The 14140-nt window shown below is 61.1% G+C and carries 12 protein-coding genes; all 12 read right to left on the bottom strand.

What is annotated here, in order from left to right; genetic code table 11:
• Positions 1-40: 40 nt before the first annotated feature.
• Positions 41-1513 (bottom strand): nucleobase:cation symporter-2 family protein, encoded by a 1473-nt coding sequence (locus tag KGA96_RS09715; RefSeq protein ID WP_046037100.1) that lies wholly within the window; start codon positions 1511-1513, stop codon positions 41-43.
• A 97-nt stretch (positions 1514-1610) separates the two neighbouring features.
• Entirely contained in the window at positions 1611-2318 is a 708-nt protein-coding gene (locus KGA96_RS09710; protein ID WP_046037099.1) for an HPP family protein, read from the bottom strand.
• Between the two features lie 158 nt (positions 2319-2476).
• Entirely contained in the window at positions 2477-3688 is a 1212-nt protein-coding gene (locus KGA96_RS09705) for an MFS transporter (RefSeq protein WP_046037097.1), read from the bottom strand.
• A 56-nt stretch (positions 3689-3744) separates the two neighbouring features.
• The gene (locus KGA96_RS09700) at positions 3745-5328 is read right to left on the bottom strand and encodes an ArnT family glycosyltransferase (protein ID WP_185754720.1); all 1584 of its coding nucleotides are present in this window, start codon (positions 5326-5328) and stop codon (positions 3745-3747) included.
• 5 nt (positions 5329-5333) lie between these two features.
• Positions 5334-6713, bottom strand: a complete 1380-nt coding sequence (locus tag KGA96_RS09695; RefSeq protein WP_046037094.1) for a UDP-glucose dehydrogenase family protein — start codon at positions 6711-6713, stop codon at positions 5334-5336.
• Entirely contained in the window at positions 6710-7111 is a 402-nt protein-coding gene (gene arnF, locus KGA96_RS09690; RefSeq protein ID WP_046037093.1) for a 4-amino-4-deoxy-L-arabinose-phosphoundecaprenol flippase subunit ArnF, read from the bottom strand. The genes KGA96_RS09695 and arnF overlap by 4 nt, the downstream gene beginning before the upstream one ends.
• Positions 7108-7452 carry a 4-amino-4-deoxy-L-arabinose-phosphoundecaprenol flippase subunit ArnE gene (arnE, locus tag KGA96_RS09685; RefSeq protein ID WP_046037092.1) on the bottom strand — a complete coding sequence of 115 codons (345 nt, stop codon included), beginning with the start codon at positions 7450-7452 and terminating at the stop codon, positions 7108-7110. The genes arnF and arnE overlap by 4 nt, the downstream gene beginning before the upstream one ends.
• Positions 7449-9098 carry a lipid IV(A) 4-amino-4-deoxy-L-arabinosyltransferase gene (gene arnT, locus KGA96_RS09680; RefSeq protein WP_046037091.1) on the bottom strand — a complete coding sequence of 550 codons (1650 nt, stop codon included), beginning with the start codon at positions 9096-9098 and terminating at the stop codon, positions 7449-7451. Before arnT ends, arnE begins: the two co-directional genes overlap by 4 nt.
• Positions 9095-9979: a 4-deoxy-4-formamido-L-arabinose-phosphoundecaprenol deformylase gene (gene arnD, locus KGA96_RS09675; protein WP_223466995.1), complete on the bottom strand. Its 885-nt coding sequence runs from the start codon at positions 9977-9979 to the stop codon at positions 9095-9097. Before arnD ends, arnT begins: the two co-directional genes overlap by 4 nt.
• On the bottom strand, positions 9979-11970 hold the full coding sequence (gene arnA / locus KGA96_RS09670; RefSeq protein WP_046037089.1) for a bifunctional UDP-4-amino-4-deoxy-L-arabinose formyltransferase/UDP-glucuronic acid oxidase ArnA: 1992 nt from the start codon (positions 11968-11970) through the stop codon (positions 9979-9981). Before arnA ends, arnD begins: the two co-directional genes overlap by 1 nt.
• Positions 11967-12986 carry an undecaprenyl-phosphate 4-deoxy-4-formamido-L-arabinose transferase gene (gene arnC / locus KGA96_RS09665; protein WP_046037088.1) on the bottom strand — a complete coding sequence of 340 codons (1020 nt, stop codon included), beginning with the start codon at positions 12984-12986 and terminating at the stop codon, positions 11967-11969. The genes arnA and arnC overlap by 4 nt, the downstream gene beginning before the upstream one ends.
• Positions 12983-14131 carry a UDP-4-amino-4-deoxy-L-arabinose aminotransferase gene (gene arnB, locus KGA96_RS09660; RefSeq protein ID WP_046037087.1) on the bottom strand — a complete coding sequence of 383 codons (1149 nt, stop codon included), beginning with the start codon at positions 14129-14131 and terminating at the stop codon, positions 12983-12985. The genes arnC and arnB overlap by 4 nt, the downstream gene beginning before the upstream one ends.
• Positions 14132-14140 lie beyond the last annotated feature (9 nt).

Raw genomic sequence — 14140 nt, 5'->3', positions numbered from 1 at the left:
AATAGGGCTGAACCGCCAGCGGCTCAGCCCTTGAGTCCGTCTAGTGGTTCGACTGTGCGACCATCGCAGGCTTTGCGGGTTCATCCCTGGCGGTCACATCTGGGTTCTGCATCACCTGAAGCACGGAGGCCTCCGGATCGAATTCGTCCTCTTCCAGTTCGATGAATTCCTCGGGCAGGAAGATATTAAGAACGATAGCGCACAGCGCGCCGACGGTGATGGGCGATTCGAAAATGTTGTGCAATGCCTTGGGCAGCTCACGCAAGACTTCCGGCACGGCGGCCACGCCCAGGCCCATGCCGACGGAGATTGCCACGATCAGCATGTTGCGCCGATGCAGGCCGGCCTCGGCGAGAATCTTGATCCCGGCCACGGCGACGGTGCCGAACATCACCAGTTCGGCGCCACCGAGCACCGGTTTCGGCATCAGTTGCAGTACCGCGCCGATCATCGGGAACAGGCCAAGCACCACCAGCAATCCGGCAATGAAAAACGCCACGTAGCGGCTGGCCACGCCGGTGAGCTGGATCACCCCGTTGTTCTGGGCGAAGGTCACCATCGGCATGCTGTTGAACACCGCGGCCATGGCCGAGTTGAGGCCATCGGCGAGCAGGCCGGACTTGATCCGGCGAATGTACACCGGGCCTTTGACCGGTTGCCGGGAGATCATCGAGTTGGCCGTGAGGTCGCCGGCGGCCTCAAGTGGCGACACGAGGAAAATCACCGCCACCGGAATGAACGCCACCCAATCGAAGGAGAACCCGTACTTGAAGGGTACCGGTACGCTCATCAGCGGCACTTCGGGCAGGCTGTTGAAATCCACCTGGCCCAGGAGCCATGCCACCCCGTAGCCCAGGGTCAGGCCGATGACAATCGCCCCCAGGCGCAGAAACGGTACGTCCACCCGGTTCAACACCACGATGGTGCCCAGCACCAGCGCCGCCAGGGCCAAGTGACTGGCCGCCCCCAGATCCGGGGCGCCGAAGCCGCCGGCGATGTCGGTCATCGCCACCTTGATCAGCGACAAACCCATCAGCGTGATGATCGTCCCGGTCACCACCGGGGTGATCAGCATGCGCAGTTTGCCGATGAACTGGCTCAACACCACTTCAATGAATGCGGCGAAAAAGCACACGCCGAAGATGGTTGAGAGAATTTCATCGGTGCCGCCACCCCGGGCCTTGACCATGAAGCCGGCGCTGAGAATCACACTGATGAACGAGAAACTGGTGCCTTGCAGGCACAACAGGCCAGAGCCCACCGGACCGAAGCGCCGCGCCTGCACGAAGGTGCCCAGGCCGGAGACGAACAGCGCCATGCTGATCAGGTAGGGAATTTCGCTTTGCAGGCCCAGGGCGCTGCCCATGATCAGCGTCGGGGTGATGATGCCGACGAAACTTGCCAGCACATGTTGCAGGGCGGCGAAGACGGTGGCGGTCAGATGCGGGCGGTCATCGAGGCCGTAGATCAGGTCGCTGTGGCGTGGAGCGGGGGCTTTTTCGGAGGCGGTCATGGTGGTTTGCGTGCCAGAAGGCGGGCCGGGTCAGAAAATGGAGGCGCAGGATGCCAGAACCGCCCGGCCACGGCAAAAGAACCTCCAAAACAGCGACTTACAGTCGTGGGGCGAGCACCTCGCCCACGCTGCGGCGTTTGGCGTGCAGTTGGCTGGCCTGGATCAACTGTTCGAGGTCTTCAGGCGTGACGTCGTAGAACGCTTCCATGTCGGCCAACGCCAGTTTCAGGTCTTCGGCGGTGATGGCCTGACGGTCGACCGGCGGGTGATCGGCATGAATCCTGGCCACCGGTTCGCTGGCACTCTTGGGGTAACGAACGCGGGTCAGGTTGTTGTAGGCCAGGGCGCAGAGCAGCATCGTCGCCGCGCTGAGCATCACCGGTCCGATGGCTTTCCAGTCCATGGCGATGGTTGCCGGATCGGCCAGCACCAGGGTCAGGGCCAATGCACCGGCCGGTGGATGCAGGCATCGCAGCCAGCACATCAGGATCAACGCCATGCCCGCCGCCAGGCAAGCGCTACCGAGGGTTCGGCCCAACACATGGGCCACCAGCAAGGCAATCACCCCGGCGCTCAAGTAACCGCCGAGAATCGACCAGGGTTGGGCGAGCGCGCCCGATGACACCGCAAACAACAGCACCGCCGATGCCCCCAGCGGGCCGATCAGGTGCTGGGCCACCTCGATGCCGAATACCTGGCTACAGAGCCACACGCTCATCAGTGTCCCCAAGGCCATGCCGATGGCGGCGCGGCTCCATTCGGTGGGGCGGGTGTTGATGGCGGCGGGCAACCAGCGAGCAAGCATTCCGAGAAAACTCCGGCAGAAAAAATCGAGGTAAAAAAAGGGCTTAACTGGGGAACCCAGAAAGCCCTTGAAGGTGTTCCAACTGTTGGGGAAGAACGCGCACAGTGTGCCGTTCAATCCAGCTACTGACAAATTCATATTAATGAGCTTTCAGTGCATTAATTTTGCTTTAAGTTGCCCCGTCGGCCGCTTGTGTAGCACAGCAAACCGCCCAGGGCCGCGAGTGTACTCAAGGCATAAAACATCGTCGGCGCCGGGGTGTGCATCAACATGAAGCCGCAAATCACCGGGCTCAGCGCACCGCCAAGTGCAGCAAGGTTTTGCGCGCCGTAGTAGCTGCCCCGCAGTTCTTCCGGCGCCAGAGTGTCGACGAAAAGAAACTCGGCCGGGTAAATGATGATTTCACCGAGGGTGAAGATGAACATCGCCACGCACCAACTCACCAGGCTGTCCGCCAGGCTGAAGCCGATCAGCCCGAGGATGAACAGGCCAGTGCCGGCAACGATCCATTGGCGCAGTTGCTCACGCTTGAGAAAACGCCCGATCTGGTATTGCAGCAAGATCACACTGATGGCGTTGCAGGCGAGCAGGGCGGCCATGATTTCCATGGTGTGCCGGGGATTGCTGGTCACCAGCAGGTACTGCGACAGGTAAAAGGTAAATCGCCCGTGCACCACGGTGCTGAGCAGGCAACCGCCGGTGAACAGGATCAGGGTGCGGTCGTTTTTCAGGGTGATCAGGGTCTTGAGAAAACTCTGCGCCTGGCCACTGACAGGCGAGCGCGCCGGGTCCTTCGCGATCCCGGTCATCAGGAAAATACTGAAAAAAGCGATGGCCGCAGCGATCAGGAAGGGTGCACTGGCAAAGGCCCCGGCAATCAGCACACCGAGCATCGGCCCGACGGCGTAGCCAATGTTGGTCAGCGTATAGCTCAGGGAAAACGCCTTGGCGCGCTGGCCCACCGCCAGGTTGTCGCTGAGGATCGCTTTCGAACCGATCAGGAACAGCGATGAGGCGGTTTCGGTGACGATCAGGGTGATCGTGGTCAGGTAGAGGTTTTCAGCAAAGGTCAGCAACACCAGGCCGACAGCGCTGGATGCCATCGAGAGAATCAGCAACCGGCGTTTTTCGAAGCGATCGATGATGTAGCCGCCGTAGAGGGAGAGCAGGGTGGCGATGAACACCGCAATGCCCAGCAGCAAGCCAACGTCCTGTTGGTTGAGGCCAAGCTTGTCGCTGACGAACAGTGTGAGCAACGGGCTGGTGATGGCGCGGCTGACGACGATGGTCAGCGAGCAGATCAGCAGGCGGCGAATGAGGGGGGAGTAGCGGGTCACGGCGCGAATATCCTTATTCGATCGGGCCGGCATCAGCCCGATCGTGAGCGCTACTCTAGCAGTCGGACACTCGGTCGTTGCAACGGGATTTAATCGAGGTGCAGCAGCACGAAATCATTCTTGTCGAACCGCCCGCTCAGCACGGGTGGCAATGCACCTATAGCCGTGCCTTGCAGAGTCTTGTAGACGTTCAGGTCCATCATCAGCCACGCCGGGCCCTTGAGGGCCTCAAGCTCCTGGGGTGAATCGGTGAACTCCGGTTGCAGGCCTTGATTGATGTTGACCATGAACTTGATGGCTTTGGCATCCTTGCCCATCGCGTGCATCACCAGTGGTGCGGGGGCTTTTTGCACGAGTTCAAACGCTTCGTGGCTGAAGGTCCGGGTGTCGTAAAGCTGTCGCTGGATCGGCTCGAACTGCAGGATATATACCGACCACAGCGCCAGGACCGCGCAAAGGGCGAGAGTCTGCGCGCGCCAGCGGGGCTGCCTGAGCGCTACGACGGCGACCGCTTGCAGCGCGCCTAGAATGATGAACAACGACGTGAGATGGGCCACGTCTTCGGGGAATCTTCGCTGTATCACCAGCAAGGTCACGATCAGCAGCCCCGGAATCAGCAGCCATAAGCCTTGCATCAAGACGCGCAGCCAACCGAACAGTCGACCTTGCACGGCGTAAAACGGATAAGCCGCCATGATCGCCGCCATGGGCAGCATCGGCAGCAGGTAACGGGCCTTTTTCGCCTGCGGGACGGAAAGGCCCACCATCACGATCAATCCAGCAACTGCGCAGTACAGCGTCAGACGCAATGCCGGGCCTGACTGTTGTCGGCCAGAAGCGGCGACCGCCACCAGCGCCAGCACTGCCAGTGGCCAGGCCAGTGCGTAGTTGCCTACCGAACTGGTGAAGTAATACAACACCTCGTTGGAGCCTTCGCTGCCGTCCATGCGCCCCATGAACTGCATGCGAATCACGTCCTGCAAGAAGGCCGCGCCGCCACTGACGTCCGCCAGCCACAACAAAAGCCCGACGCACACCGCCAGCAGCATCGCTGCCAGCAATCCGAAGACGATCAGCCGTCGCCATTGGCAATTGACCAGGAAATAGCTGCACAGCATCCCCGTAGGAATGACCAGGCCGATTGGCCCACGAATCCAGAAACCCAGCATCAGCAAGGCAAAGATCAGAACCCAGCGGCGCGGCGCCGCGAAGTGATCGGCCGCATAGCCCAGGTAGAACACGCTGAACGCGACGGCCGCCAGCATCAGGTCGAGGGAAACGGCGCGGGTTTCCGTGATGAAGGTGTTGGTCAACAGCATCAAGGCGATGCTCAACAGCGCCCAACGCGTGGAGTAGGGTGCCAGCAGGCGGTACATCAAGGTGACTATGACCGCTGCGGCGATGGCGCTCGGCAGCCATGCGGTCAGGCTGGTGACCTGGCCGAACGGCAGTGAAAGCAGCCAGATGAATAGCGTTGAAAGTCCCGAGTAGTCTGCGTAGGGCTGGCCGTAGGTCGTCGGAAAAAACGACGGCCCGTTACGCAGCATCTCCTGGGCGAACAGCACGAAGCGCGAATCGAAGCCGATGGCCGACTGCTGGTACATCCCGGCGCAGAACAACAACAGCGCCAACAGACCCAGCGCGAGGGACTGTTGGCGGATGTGATGGATCATGGGGTTCAGGCGACCACGGCTTCGGTTGACCATTGCTGGTAAGGAATCGGCAATTTGCGCGATTCGCCACGGCCGATCGGGAAGTAGGTGAAACCGATGCGTGCCAGGCGGTCCGCGTCGTACAGGTTGCGGCCGTCGAAGATTACCGGGGCGTTGAGCCGCTGCTGGATCAGTTCGAAGTCCGGCGCCTTGAACTGTTGCCATTCGGTGCAGATGATCAGTGCATCGGCACCGGACAAGACCGACTCGGGCGTACCCATGAGCATCAGTTTCGATTCATCGGGATACAGCTTCTGGGTTTCCTGCATGGCTTCCGGATCGAACGCGCGGACATTCGCCCCGGCGGCCCACAAGGATTCGAGCAACACCCGGCTCGGCGCATCGCGCATGTCGTCGGTGTTTGGCTTGAACGCCAGGCCCCACAAGGCAAAGGTCCTGCCACGCAAGTCGCCCTTGTAGAACGCGTTGATGCGCTCGAACAGCTTGTGTTTCTGCCGCTCGTTGATGGCTTCCACCGCTTGCAGCAGGTCACTGGAGCAATGGGCCTCTTCGGCGCTGTGGATCAGGGCGCGCATGTCCTTGGGGAAGCACGAGCCACCGTAGCCGCAACCGGGGTAGATGAAGTGGTAACCGATGCGGGAGTCGGCGCCGATGCCCAGGCGTACCGACTCGATATCGGCACCCAGGTGTTCGGCCAGTTCGGCGATCTGGTTGATGAAGCTGATCTTGGTCGCCAGCATGCAGTTGGCAGCGTACTTGGTCAGCTCGGCGCTGCGCAGGTCCATGAACATGATGCGTTCATGGTTGCGGTTGAAGGGCGAGTACAGGTCACGCATCACCTCACGCACTTCTTCGCGCTCGCAGCCCACGACGATACGGTCCGGGCGACGGCAATCGGAGACGGCCGAGCCTTCTTTCAAGAATTCCGGGTTGGAGACGATGTCGAACTGCAACGCGCGTCCGGCCTCGGCCAGGTATTTGTCCATGTGCGCGCGCAGGGCGTCGCCGGTACCGACTGGCACGGTGGATTTTTCCACCAGGATGGCCGGTTTTTCGCGATGGCGTGCCACGGCCTCGCCCACCGACATGACGTAACGCAGATCTGCCGATCCATCTTCCCGGGACGGCGTACCCACTGCGATGAACAGCACCTCACCATGCTGAACGGCGAATTTTTCGTCGCTGGTGAACTGCAGCCGCTTGGCATCCAGGCCTTCGCGTACCAGACTGGCCAGCCCGGGTTCGAAGATACTCACGTGGCCCTGCTTGAGCAGTTCGACCTTTTTCTCGTCTACGTCCATGCAGACCACATCGTGGCCGACTTCCGCCAATACCGCTGCCTGCACCAGGCCAACATAACCGCTACCAAACACACTGATTTTCATGGGGCACTCCTTGATTCGGGCGCACGAGCAGGTCGAGAATTGATGGTGATGACGCCGAGGATGACAAATGCCACGCCAAGGCTTTTTGAAAGGCTGAACGTTTCGTTGAACAGCGGCAGGCTGGCGGCCAGCAGGTACACCAGCGCGTAGCTGATACTCAGCAACGAATAGGCGCGGCCCAGGGGCAGGTCCCGCAGGGCGACGAGCCAGCAGAGCATCGACAGGGCGTAGGCGAAGATGGCCAGGAGCACCACGGCAATCGCTGTCAGGTCGATGTGAGCGCTGAGCCATTGTTCGGGTTGTGGCAGGTGACTCATGCTCCAGCGCATGCCCAGTTGGGCGGCGCTGACCAGTAACACGCTGCCCAGAGCGAAGGTGATACCGCGACTCAGGTTCATGCGTGTTGCCCCAGCAATGCCACGCCGCCGATCACCAACGCCACACCCAACCAGTGGCGGCGGTCGATGGTTTCGTGGAACACGAAACGCGCCACCAGAGTGATCAGCACGAAGTTCAGGCTCAGCATCGGATAGGCAATCCCGACTTCCAGGCGTTGCAGCACCAGCAACCACACCAGCAGGCCCAGCCCTAGAGAAGCCAGGGCCAGCCAAAGCCAGGGCGAACGCAGTTTGTCCGTCCACCCGGAAGGTTGGCCGCGCCAGCTTTCTACCGCATATTTCTGGGCGATCTGGCCCAGGCAGGTCAGCAGACAGGCCACCAGTAGCAAAAGCAGGCTCATGGTGTCGCCTGAGGGATAATCAAAATCACCAGATTGCCTTGTTCATACCGCTTGCCCTCTTTGGGCAACTGTTCAAGTTCGCGCAGCTCTTCTTCGCCCTTGACCCGCATGACCACACCGACCGAGCCTTGCTGGCGGGCGTCGTGCATCCACTGTTGCACCTGATCGGTGTTGACGCGCTGCTTAAGCGAATCAGGATAGGCGAGGCCATATTTCAATTCGCCTATCGTGTTGAAAAAAGCCACTTCCGGCCGTTTCACCCGCCAGGACAACGCCGACGCGGCCCCCAGGTCGTTGCTCAACAACTTGGCACTTTGGCCGAGCTCCTGGGCGTGATCGAGGATGAATTGGTCAGGCGTCTTATTGGCGACTACGGAGTTGGGCAGTCCGGCAGGCAACAAACCGACGAGCAACAAACTGCCAAAAGCCGGGGCGGCCCAGCACTGCAACGGGCGGAAGGCTTGCAGCAGGTTGGCCATGATCCAGCCGATCAAGCCGATGAACACCAGCACCAGGTTGTGCAGTTCATGATCGTAAATCGGCTTTTTCAGTTGCAGATAAACCAGGGCCAGCAGGATGACTACACCCACCACCAGGTTCAGCAGGCCGTTGATGCCCGGGACGCGACCTTGCTCCAGCTTCAATCGGTCAGCCAGTGCATGGCCGAGCAACAATGCCAGGGGTAACAGGCACGGCAGGATGTAGGCCGGCAACTTGCCCTTGCTCAGGCTGAAGAAAAACAACGGCATCCACAGCCACAGCAGCAGGAACGCGATATTGGACTGGCGTCGGGTCTGCCAGGCTTGCTTGAGCGCGGGCGGCAACAATGCAACCCACGGCATGCTGAAAGCCACCAGCAACGGCAGGTAGTACCACCATGGTGCGTCATGCTGGGCATCGTCCCCGGCAAAACGGCGAATGTGTTCGTGCCAGAAGAAAAACCGCCAATAGTCGGGCTCCTGGGCGTGCACTGCCAGTGCCCACGGCAGGCTCACGACGATGGCGACCACCACCGCTACGGGGCCGTAGACCAGCAGTTCACGCCAGCGTTTTTGCCAGATCATCCAGGGCAGGGCGATCAGCACCGGCAGCAACCAGGCCAGGAAGCCCTTGGTCATGAAGCCCATGCCGCAAGCCAGACCCAGCACCGCCCACGCGATCAGGCGTTGCCCACGGCTCGTGCTGTCGAGCGCGAACCATAGCGCCACCAGGCTCAGACTGACCCAGAAGGTGAATTGCGGATCGAGGTTGGCATACCCCGCCGAAGCCGCAATGACCGTGAAGCTCATGTACAGCAGCGCGCAGGCGAAACTTTTGCGTGGTTCGTTCCACATCCGGCGGGCGACCAGGTAGCACAGCAGCACGCTCAAACCGGTGCTCAGTGCCGAGGCGAAGCGCACTCCGAAGAGGTTCTGGCCGAACAGCGCCTGCCCGATGGCAATCATCCAGTAGCCGGCCGCGGGTTTTTCGAAATAGCGCACGTCCATGAAATGCGGCGACACCCAGTTGCCGCTCAGGAGCATGCCCTGGCTGATCTGGGCGTAGCGGGTTTCGTCGGGAATCCATAAGCCATGACTGCCCAGCGGCAGCAGGTACGCCAGCGCCATCAAGGCCAGCAATAACGGCAAAGCCCAGCGTTTGCTCATGCGCCTTGCACTCCCAGCCAGCCTTCGCGACCTTCGAGCGCACCGCGTACCACGCGACCGATCGGCAAGCTGTCAGGGGTCTGGGGCAACAAGTCGCCCAAGGGTTTAAAACGGATATCCCGCTGATGTGCGTCGCTCAGCAGTTGACGGAAATCGTTGGCCATCAGAATCCCTTCCACCTCGGCATGGATCGTGTAGACATTGAGTTTTTCCGGGGTGAACCGGTCCAGGATGAACGTGTTGAAATCCTTGGCTGCAACGGTCGGCCCGACCACTTCGTCGAAGGTCGGCAGGTCCACCGGGATTTGCGGTGCGCCCAGGCGACCATCGGCCAATTGCGGCTGGAACAGGCTCTGGCCACGACAATCGCTGTTGTAGCGAAAGCCGAACCCTTGCTTGGCTTCGATCACACGCTCGTCGGCACGCCAGCCGGCGGACGCCGAGCAGGTGATCTTTTCCCCGAGAATGTCGCTGAGGGTGTCCACGCCACGGCGTATCTGTTCGACCAGTTGTGCATCGCTCCAACGCCCGGCATTGGCCTGCCAGCCATGGTGATCCCAGGCGTGCAAACCCACCTCATGCCCGGCATCCCGGGCCTGGCGCATCAAATGCCCCAGGTCGCGGCCGATCGGTTTTCCGGGCCATGCGGTGCCGGCCAGCAGGATGTCCCAGCCATACAGGCCGGCTGCGTTGGAACGGAGCATTTTCCAGAGAAACTGCGGACGGATGAGGCGCCACAAATGGCGCCCCATGTTGTCCGGCCCGACACTGAAGAAGAACGTCGCCTTGACCTGTGCCTCATCAAGGATTTCCAGCAGCCGGGGCACCCCTTCACGGGTGCCCCGGTAGGTGTCGACATCGATCCGCAGTCCCGCCTGCATCAGCGCTTGTCCGCGATTTCGAGCATGGCCTCGCGCAGGAAGAAGTCCAGGGTGTTGCCGATGGTTTCGCTCATCTCAACGGTTGGCGTCCAGTCCAGCAGGCGCTTGGCGTTGGCGATGCTTGGCTTGCGGTGCGACACGTCCTGGTAGCCGGTGCCGTAGAAGGCCTTGCTCTCGATGTCGCGGAAACCGGCGAACGGAGGGAAGTTGGCGCGCAGCGGGTGAGCTTCGAACTGACGCAGCAGCTCTTCGCCCAACTGACGGATGCTGGCCTCGTTTTCCGGGTTGCCGATGTTGATGATCTGGCCGTTGCAGACATCGTTGTCGTTGTCGATGATTCGCGCCAGTGCTTCCACACCGTCGGCGATGTCGGTGAAGCAGCGTTTTTGCTCGCCACCGTCGAACAGGCGAATCGGCGTACCTTCCACCAGGTTCAGGATCAGCTGGGTAATCGCACGGGAGCTGCCGATACGGGCCGAATCCAGACGGTCCAGGCGCGGGCCCATCCAGTTGAATGGACGGAACAGGGTGAAGTTCAGACCCTTCTGGCCGTAAGCCCAGATCACACGGTCCAGCAATTGCTTGGAAACCGAGTAGATCCAGCGCTGCTTGTTGATCGGGCCGACCACCAGGTTGGAGTTGTCTTCGTCGAAATTATTGTCCTGGCACATGCCATAGACTTCCGAGGTCGAAGGGAAGATCACGCGCTTGTTGTACTTGACGCAGTAGCGAACCAGTTTCAGGTTCTCTTCGAAGTCCAGTTCGAATACACGCAGCGGGTTACGGGTGTATTCGATTGGCGTGGCGATGGCCACCAGCGGCAGCACCACGTCGCACTTCTTGATGTGGTACTCGATCCACTCGGAGTGGATGCTGATGTCACCTTCGACAAAGTGGAAATTCGGGTGGCTGCGCAGGCGCTCGATGGCGTCCGAACCGATATCCAGGCCGTAGACTTCGTAGCGGTCGTCGCGCAGCAGGCGCTCGGACAAGTGGTTGCCGATGAAGCCGTTGACACCGAGGATCAGTACGCGGGTGCGACGCGGGGCACGACCGGATTCGGCGCCGCGCAGCACGGAACCATCCACCAGGCCGAGTTCGTTGGCCAGTTGCGGGCCGCTCAGGTACAGACCGTTGTCGTTGCGCTGGCCGGCGTTGATGATCAGCGAGTCTTGACCGCAGGCGATGCGCAGCGGGTCGACGCTGATGACGCGGCCTGGCGCCAGGCCTTCGTTGCCCTTGGCGATTTCGGCGCTCCAGACAATCAGCTTGTGCTCACCCACCGCGCAGAAGGCGCCCGGGTACGGCTGGGTAACCGCGCGGACCAGGTTGAACAGTTCTTCGGCCGGCTTGGCCCAGACCAGTTTGCCGTCGGCCGGGGTGCGACGGCCGAACACCGTGGCTTTGGATTCGTCTTGCGGTGTTTCACTGGCTTTGCCTTGCAGCAGCGCCGGCAAAGTGTCGCGCAGCAGGTCAGAGGCCGCTGTGCGCAATTTACCGTGCAGGCTCAGCGCCGTGTCGTTACGCTCGATCGCGACTTTCTGCTGGGCGACGATGGCACCCGCGTCGGCACGCTTGACCATGCGGTGCAGGGTCACACCGGTTTCGGTTTCGCCGTTGACCAGCACCCAGTTGGCCGGTGCGCGACCACGGTAGCGTGGCAGCAGGGAGCCGTGCAGGTTGAACGCGCCTTTACGCGCCGTGGCCAGTAGTGGTTCGCTCAGCAGGTTGCGGTAGTAGAAGGAGAAAATGTAGTCGGGGTCGAGCTTGGCGATACGCTCGATCCACAGCGGATGGTTGGCATCTTCCGGTGCATGCACGGCAATACCGTGGCGGGCGCACAGTTGCGCGACGGAGCCGTAGAACGCGTTCTCCTTCGGATCGTCGGCGTGGGTGAACACCGCAGCGATCTCGAAACCGGAGGAAAGCAGGGATTCGATGCCGGCGCAGCCAATATCGTGATAGGCGAAGACAACAGCTTTTGCACTCATGAAGGAACCTGATCTGAAGAAGTGGAAGTTAGGCCGTCGACAGTAACAGCGGAAGTTGGGGAGGCGGGCTGGCTACGCAGCACCTTTTCAATGAAGAAGCGCGGGCGTGCGCGCACGTCGCTGTACATGCGGCCCAGGTATTCACCCAGCAGGCCCATGCCGATGAATTGCCCGCCGGTAAAGACGAACAGCACGGCGAACAGTACGAAGGTGCCGCCACCGGCCCAGCCGGCGCCGAACACCAGGCGCAGCAGGACCAAGGCTATGGCGAACAGCATGCCCAGGGCCGCCATGCCGACGCCGACGATGCTCAGCAGTCGCAGGGGCGTGGTGGTCATGCAGGTGACCAGGTCGAACATCAGGTTGATCAGGCGCATGGGGCTGTACTTGGAATCGCCGTGTTCACGCTCGGCGTGGGTCACGAGGATTTCCGTGGTGTGGCGGGCAAAGCTGTTGGCCAGGATCGGAATGAAGGTGCTGCGTTCACGGCAGGCAAGCATGGCGTCGACAATGGTGCGACGGTAGGCCCGCAGCATGCAGCCGTAGTCGCTCATGGCCACACCGGTGGAACGTTGCACGGCGAGGTTGATCAGCTTCGATGGCCAGCGGCGCAAGGCCGAGTCCTGGCGGTTGTTGCGCACGGTCGCGACGACGTCATAGCCAAGTTCGGCCTGCGCTACCAGCCGCGGGATTTCTTCGGGCGGGTTTTGCAGGTCGGCATCGAGGGTGATGACGACATCGCCCTTGCACTGCTCGAAACCGGCCATGATCGCTGCGTGCTGGCCGTAGTTGCGGTTGAGGATGACCGCCACCACAGGGCTGCCTTCGCGGGAGGCGGCATCTTCCAGAATCTGTGCGGAGTCATCTCGGCTGCCGTCGTCGACCAGAACGATCTCGTAGGGATGGGTCAGTTGCTGACACGCTGCTTCGGTGCGGCGAAGCAACTCGGGCAGGCTTTCCTGTTCGTTGTAGACCGGAATGACGATCGACACGAAGTTGATTGGGTAAGGTCTCAAAGGCTTCTGTCCATGCAGTTTTCAATGGCGCCGACGACACGCTCGACATCATCGGTGGTCATGTCGGGGAACAACGGGATCGAACACAGCCGCGCCGAATTCCATTCGGTGTTGGGCAGGTACAGGTTGGGGTAACGCTGGCGGTAGTAAGTGTGCAGGTGCGTTGCAATGAAGTGAATACCTGTGCCGACATTCTGTTCCTGGAGGGCTTTCATGAACGCTTCGCGATCCAGCCCGCAGCGCTCGGCATCGATACGCAGGATGAACAGGTGCCAGGCGTGCTTTTGCGAGTAAGCGGGGACGGCCAGCGGCTGCACTGGCAAGCCTTCCAGGCGCTGCAAGTAGGTCTGTGCCAGTTGAGTGCGCTTGGCGTTGATCTCGTCCAGGCGTTCCAGTTGCACCAGCGCGATGGCCGCGTTGATGTCGGCCAGGTTGTACTTGAAGCCTGGCTCGATCACTTGGGCCTGGGGCTTGCGGCCGTGGGTCAGGCGATCGTAGGCATCAACCCCGAGCCCGTGAAACTTGAGCATGCGTACTCGCGAGGCCAGGGCTTCATCGTCACTGACGAACATGGCGCCTTCGGCGCAGGTCATGTTCTTGATCGCGTGGAACGAGAAGATCGCCGTGCCTTTGGAACCGACATGGCGACCTTTGTAGAGCGTGCCAGCGGCATGGGCGGCGTCTTCGATCACGGCAATGCCGTGTTTGTCGGCCAGGGCGTAGAGCGGATCGAGGTCGAATGCCGCACCGGCGTAATGCACCGGGATGATGGCTTTGGTGCGCGGCGTGATCGCGGCTTCGATAGAGGCCACGTCGGTCATCAGCGTGTCGCGGTCGACGTCGACGAACACCGGTGTGGCACCCAGCAGGGTGATCATGTTGGCAGTGGAAACCCAGGTCTGCGACGGGGTAATGACTTCATCGCCGGGACCGACACCCAAGGCCAGCAGGGTGATATGCATCCCGCCGGTGGCCGAGGAAAGTGCCACGGCATGTCGACAACCGACGTAGTTGGCGAAGTGTTCTTCCAGTGCCTGGTTCTTCGGCCCGGTAGTGATCCATCCGGAGCGCAATACTTGCTCTACGGCTGCGATTTCTTCGTCGCCGATACTGGGACGGGAGAAAGGGAGAAACGCCTGACTCATGGGCACCTC

Source organism: Pseudomonas sp. GL-R-26 (genome assembly GCF_019947365.1).
Taxonomy (GTDB): Bacteria; Pseudomonadota; Gammaproteobacteria; order Pseudomonadales; family Pseudomonadaceae; genus Aquipseudomonas.
This window is presented reverse-complemented; position numbering and strand designations above follow the sequence as displayed.

Excerpts from the sequence above, each read along its gene's own strand:
- KGA96_RS09715 (WP_046037100.1), bottom strand. The coding sequence starts at position 1,513 with ATGACCGCCTCCGAAAAAGCCCCCGCTCCACGCCACAGCGACCTGATC.
- KGA96_RS09710 (WP_046037099.1), bottom strand. The coding sequence starts at position 2,318 with ATGCTTGCTCGCTGGTTGCCCGCCGCCATCAACACCCGCCCCACCGAA.
- KGA96_RS09705 (WP_046037097.1), bottom strand. The coding sequence starts at position 3,688 with ATGCCGGCCCGATCGAATAAGGATATTCGCGCCGTGACCCGCTACTCC.
- KGA96_RS09700 (WP_185754720.1), bottom strand. The coding sequence starts at position 5,328 with ATGATCCATCACATCCGCCAACAGTCCCTCGCGCTGGGTCTGTTGGCG.
- KGA96_RS09695 (WP_046037094.1), bottom strand. The coding sequence starts at position 6,713 with ATGAAAATCAGTGTGTTTGGTAGCGGTTATGTTGGCCTGGTGCAGGCA.
- arnF (WP_046037093.1), bottom strand. The coding sequence starts at position 7,111 with ATGAACCTGAGTCGCGGTATCACCTTCGCTCTGGGCAGCGTGTTACTG.
- arnE (WP_046037092.1), bottom strand. The coding sequence starts at position 7,452 with ATGAGCCTGCTTTTGCTACTGGTGGCCTGTCTGCTGACCTGCCTGGGC.
- arnT (WP_046037091.1), bottom strand. The coding sequence starts at position 9,098 with ATGAGCAAACGCTGGGCTTTGCCGTTATTGCTGGCCTTGATGGCGCTG.
- arnD (WP_223466995.1), bottom strand. The coding sequence starts at position 9,979 with ATGCAGGCGGGACTGCGGATCGATGTCGACACCTACCGGGGCACCCGT.
- arnA (WP_046037089.1), bottom strand. The coding sequence starts at position 11,970 with ATGAGTGCAAAAGCTGTTGTCTTCGCCTATCACGATATTGGCTGCGCC.
- arnB (WP_046037087.1), bottom strand. The coding sequence starts at position 14,131 with ATGAGTCAGGCGTTTCTCCCTTTCTCCCGTCCCAGTATCGGCGACGAA.